Origin of the sequence: Roseiarcus sp., from assembly GCF_049514155.1 — a bacterium.
Taxonomy (GTDB): domain Bacteria; phylum Pseudomonadota; class Alphaproteobacteria; order Rhizobiales; family Beijerinckiaceae; genus Roseiarcus.
The window spans coordinates 1-4,361 of record NZ_JBEKVH010000257.1; the positions used below are offsets into that span (position 1 = coordinate 1).

General features: G+C 66.8%; 4 protein-coding genes. 2 read left to right on the forward strand and 2 right to left on the reverse strand.

From position 1 onward, the window contains the following. On the forward strand, positions 1-643 hold a 643-nt coding region (locus ABSF49_RS21030), incomplete at its 5' end, for a hypothetical protein (protein WP_424114586.1). On the opposite strand, the gene ABSF49_RS21035 is transcribed toward ABSF49_RS21030, so the two are convergent. After that, complete coding sequence (locus ABSF49_RS21035; protein ID WP_424114587.1) at positions 634-1,803, reverse strand: cation:proton antiporter; 1,170 nt, start codon at positions 1,801-1,803, stop codon at positions 634-636. The genes ABSF49_RS21030 and ABSF49_RS21035 overlap by 10 nt on opposite strands. Before the next feature lie 196 nt (positions 1,804-1,999). On the opposite strand from ABSF49_RS21035, the gene ABSF49_RS21040 reads away from it, so the two are divergent. Further along, positions 2,000-2,962, forward strand: coding sequence for a quinone oxidoreductase family protein (locus ABSF49_RS21040; protein ID WP_424114588.1), 963 nt, complete (start codon positions 2,000-2,002; stop codon positions 2,960-2,962). Positions 2,963-3,234: 272 nt separating this feature from the next. Here ABSF49_RS21040 and ABSF49_RS21045 read toward each other — a convergent pair. Then, on the reverse strand, positions 3,235-4,361 hold a 1,127-nt coding region (locus ABSF49_RS21045; protein ID WP_424114589.1), incomplete at its 5' end, for an MFS transporter.

Genomic DNA, 4,361 nt, shown 5'->3' on the forward strand with positions numbered 1-4,361 from the left:
GTTCCTGTGTGCGGCGGCCCGGGTCGATTATCTCGAGATCATCAGGACGCTTGCTCCGGTTATCACCGCAGCCATCGCTTTCGCCGCATTGAGGAACTGGCAGCGACAGGACAAAGCCAAAAGAGAAGCCGAGTTTCTCGACTCTCTAATTGACGCTACCCATACGTACGTTGCTGAAATGCCGAAGCCGATGACGCTCTTTCAATTTGCAAAGATCGGTATGGAAAGTCACGCGCCGACGTGGGAAAGCGGCGAACCGCGAGAAATAGAAGTTAAGGGTGCTATTACCTATATTCAGAAAAACGGGAAGGACGAGGCCAAACGCCTCTTTGAAGTTTTAGAGATCATGCAACCTCCAGTAATCAGACTTAGGTCTCTGGTTGCTAAAGGACAAGTTTTCAGTTTCAGCGGTTATGCGAAATGCCAAAAAGCAGTAGCAATGCTGACGTGGCAATTCGACAGACTGGAGGCATTCGCAGGGTTTATCGGATCGCCAAATGCGATCTGGGAACATCCGCTGGTGCGGAAGCTGTTGGAGGATTTTATGGCAATGGACCCGGTCGATATAAATAAGACGATTCATGATAGTAACGTCGCTATACTTGAATTTTGCGGTGAGACGTATAAGAAAATCTACGGATAGCGGTCGAGCCCCAGCGCGCGCAACAATGGCCCGGCGGTGAGGCCCTGCACCAAGGCTGAGAACGCGACGACGGCGAAGGCGCCGACAAGAATCGCGTCGCGATAGGGCGCTTCGGCGGGCAGCGCCAGCGCCAGCGCCAAGGCGAGCGCGCCGCGCAATCCGCTCCACCACAGGAAATGCGCTTCGCGCCAGCCGAACGCCCAGCGCGTGCGCGAGAAGGCGAGGACGACGATCGCGATTGCGCCGGCGCCGAAGCCGGCGCCACGCGTCGCGGCGCCCGCCATCGCCAGCCCGATCAGCAGAAACACCAGCGAATTGGCGACGAAGGCGGCGAACTCCCAGAAAACGACGACCGACTGCCGTCCCTGGTCCGAGAGCGCGAAGCGGCCGGTCCCGGACGCCAGCCCGCCGAGATTGCCCATCACCAGGCCGGCCGCGACCGTCGCCAGCACCCCCGAGGCGCCGATCCGCTCGGCGACGAGGAACGCGCCGTAGGCGACGACCGCCGTCAGCGCCGTCTCGACCAGATGGTCGTCGGTGCGGCCGGCCAGCGCGATCGCCAGCAGCCCGACCACGACGCCGGTGGCAATCCCGCCGCCGCCGATCAGCAGCGCCTGTGCGGCGACCGAAAGCGGCGTCGGCGCGCCGCTGTGGCTGAGCGCGGGGAGGATCAGCGCGAACAGCAGCGCCGCGGCGCCGTCGTTGAACAGGCTCTCGCTCTCGATGACGAGCCGCAGCCGGCCCTTGACCCCGGCTTCGCGCAGCATGGCGATGACGGCGATCGGATCGGTGGCGGCGATCAGCGCGCCGAAGGCGAGCGCCGGCGCGAGTGGCCAGTCGAGCGCCCACACGAGTCCGCCGGCGACGACGCCAGCGCCGAGGAGCACGCCGATCGTCGACAACGCCAGCACCGGCGCGAGGTCGCGCCTGAGCTCGCGCCACGAGATGCTGAGCGCCGCCTCGAACAGCAGCGGCGGCAGGATGACCTCGAACAGGACGTCGTGAGTCAGCGCGAGGTCGAGCGGCAGCCGCGCCAGCGCCAGCGCCAGCCCGGTCGCCACCAGGCCGACGGTGTAGGGCAGGCGAAGGCGGCGGGCGACGATCGCCACCGCCATGGCGACCCCGAGCAGCTCGATCCCTGAGGCGATGACGCGGTCCATCGCGCCACTGTAACGGGCGCGGGCGACAAGCGGAACCGCCTGCCGATCCGGCGCCGCGGCCGCCGCCGCGCCGTCGCGCGCTTCCTTTCTGCGACAATGAGGATCGACGGCTTGCTGGCGGGCTTGCTGGCGGGCTTGGGCGCGCCGATGGTAGTGCGTCGCACGAGATGTCCTCGCGCCAAGAAGGAAGCCGCCGATGAAAGCCGCCATCGTTCGCGCCGCCGGCGAGAGGCCGGTCTACGGCGACTTCGCCGAGCCGACGCTCGCGCCGGGCGAGACCCGCATCGCGGTCACGGCGGCCGCGCTCAGCCCGCTCGCGAGATCGCGCGCGTCCGGCGCCCACTACAGCGCGTCGGGCCAATTTCCCGCCGTCGTCGGGGTCGACGGCGTCGGGCGTCTCGACGACGGGCGACGGGTCTATTTCCTGCTGCCGAGAGCGCCCTGGGGCGCGATGGCGGAGCGCGCCGTCGCGCCGGCGGCGCAGATCGCGCCTCTGCCCGACGGGCTCGACGACGTGACCGCGGCGGCGATCGCCAATCCCGGCATGTCGTCATGGGCGGCGTTCAAGGAACGCGCCAAGCTCAAGGTCGGCGAGACCGTGCTGATCAACGGCGCGACCGGCTCGGCCGGCCGCGTCGCCGTGCAGATCGCCAGGCATTTTGGCGCGAAGCGGGTGATCGCGACCGGCCGCAACCCCGAAGCGTTGCGCGGGCTGGCCGCGCTCGGCGCCGACGCGACGATTGCGCTCGGCGACGACGAAGCGGCGCTCGAGGATCGCTTCCGGGCGCAATTCGCCGAAGGGATCGACGTCGTCATCGACTACCTGTGGGGGAACAGCGCCGAGCGCCTGCTCGCCGCCGCCGCCAGGGGCCTGAAAGAGGGCGCGTCGCTGCGCTTCGTCCAGGTCGGCTCGATCAGCGGGCCGAACATCACGCTGCCCGGCGCCGTCCTGCGCTCGTCGGCGATCGCGTTGATGGGCAGCGGCCTCGGCAGCGTGCCGCGCGACCGGCTGGCGGCCGACATCGGCGAACTGCTGCAGGCGGCGGCGACGGGCGGCTTTGCGATTCCCGTGCGCGCCGTCCCGCTGTCGGAGGTCGAGCAGGCGTGGAGCGAAGGCGAGAGCGCCGCGCGCATCGTGTTCACGATCGGCGCAAACTAGCGGTCAAAATCAAATGAACGGCGCCGTCAACCGCCGAATTCGACCTGAGGCGGGCTTACCGCCAACCGCACCGAACGACGGCGCCGGCCGGTGACGGACGGGCGGCTTACGGCACTCGAAATGGCCAAGCGGACATCCGCTCCTGCGCAGTATCGCGGGGCCAATTGATTTAGGGGCGTCGGGCAATCTGGCGAGTTCTCCGCAATTACTCCATGCGCAATGGCCGCCGGGGGCGATTTCGCACAGCGAATGAGACGCCGCCGAATCGGCGGTCAGGAAGCCTGGGTCTTGTGCAACTCGGCGGTCTCGGGCATCGCGACGGCAAATACGGTCGCGGCGACAAGCGCGGCGGCGCCTAAGGCGAGAAACGCCGCCGAGTAGCCAAAGTGATCGACGATCTCTCCAGCCGCTATTCCGCTCAACGAGGCCCCGATTCCCACCATCGTCGCGACCGCGCCTTGGGCGAGGTTGTAGCGGCCCGTGCCGCGCATGATGTCGGCGATCACCAGCGGCGTCAGAGCGCCAAAAATCCCCGCGCCGACGCCATCGAGAATCTGGACGCCGATCAGCCAGAAACTATTGTCGGAGAAGGTGTAGAGCCCAGCGCGAATGGGCAGAATCGCGAACCCGGCCAGGAACAGCGGCTTTCGCCCCCAGACGTCGGCCTTGTGTCCCACGAGGAGCGCTATCGGCAGCATGATCGCTTGGGCGGCAATAATGCAGGCCGACATCATCGCGGTCGCCTCTTTTGGATAGGCGGCGGCAAGTTTTTGGCCGACCAGCGGCAGCAGCGGCGCGTTGGCGAAATGGAACAGCATGGCGCACAGGCCGAAGATGACCAGAGGCCGGGATTTCAACAGAACGCCATAGCTGGCGGCGGCAGGCGGCGTGGCTGCCCCTTCTTGCTCAGGCCCCAAGTCTCGCGCTCGGTCGTAGTCGATGGCCTTCGCCGGAATGGACAGCACGGCGATGGCGCTCAGCGCGGCGAAGAGCGGGACGAGGAGAAAAACGGCGCGTTGCGAGAAGGCGTAGCCGACCGCGCCGGCCAACAATGCGATAGCGACATTGCCGGCATGGTCGAAGGCCGAGTTCCGCCCCATGCGTCCAGCCAGTTGTTTGCGCGCATAGAGGCCCAAGGTCAGAGCCGCGACCGCGGGACCGAAGACGTCGCCGACAACGGCCATCAGGCTGTTGGAGAGCGCGACCGGCCAGAAGGTCGGCCAAATGAAGATAACGGCGGCCGTAATCGCCAGAACGGCAAGCGCCAGGACGACAATGCCGCGCTTTGCATGAGTTTCGTCGATCGCCGCGCCGATCGGGGTCTGGACCGCGAGTCCGAGCAGGCCGCCGAACGTCGTCACCAGACCGACTTCGGATTGGCTCCAATGCTGCTGGGTGA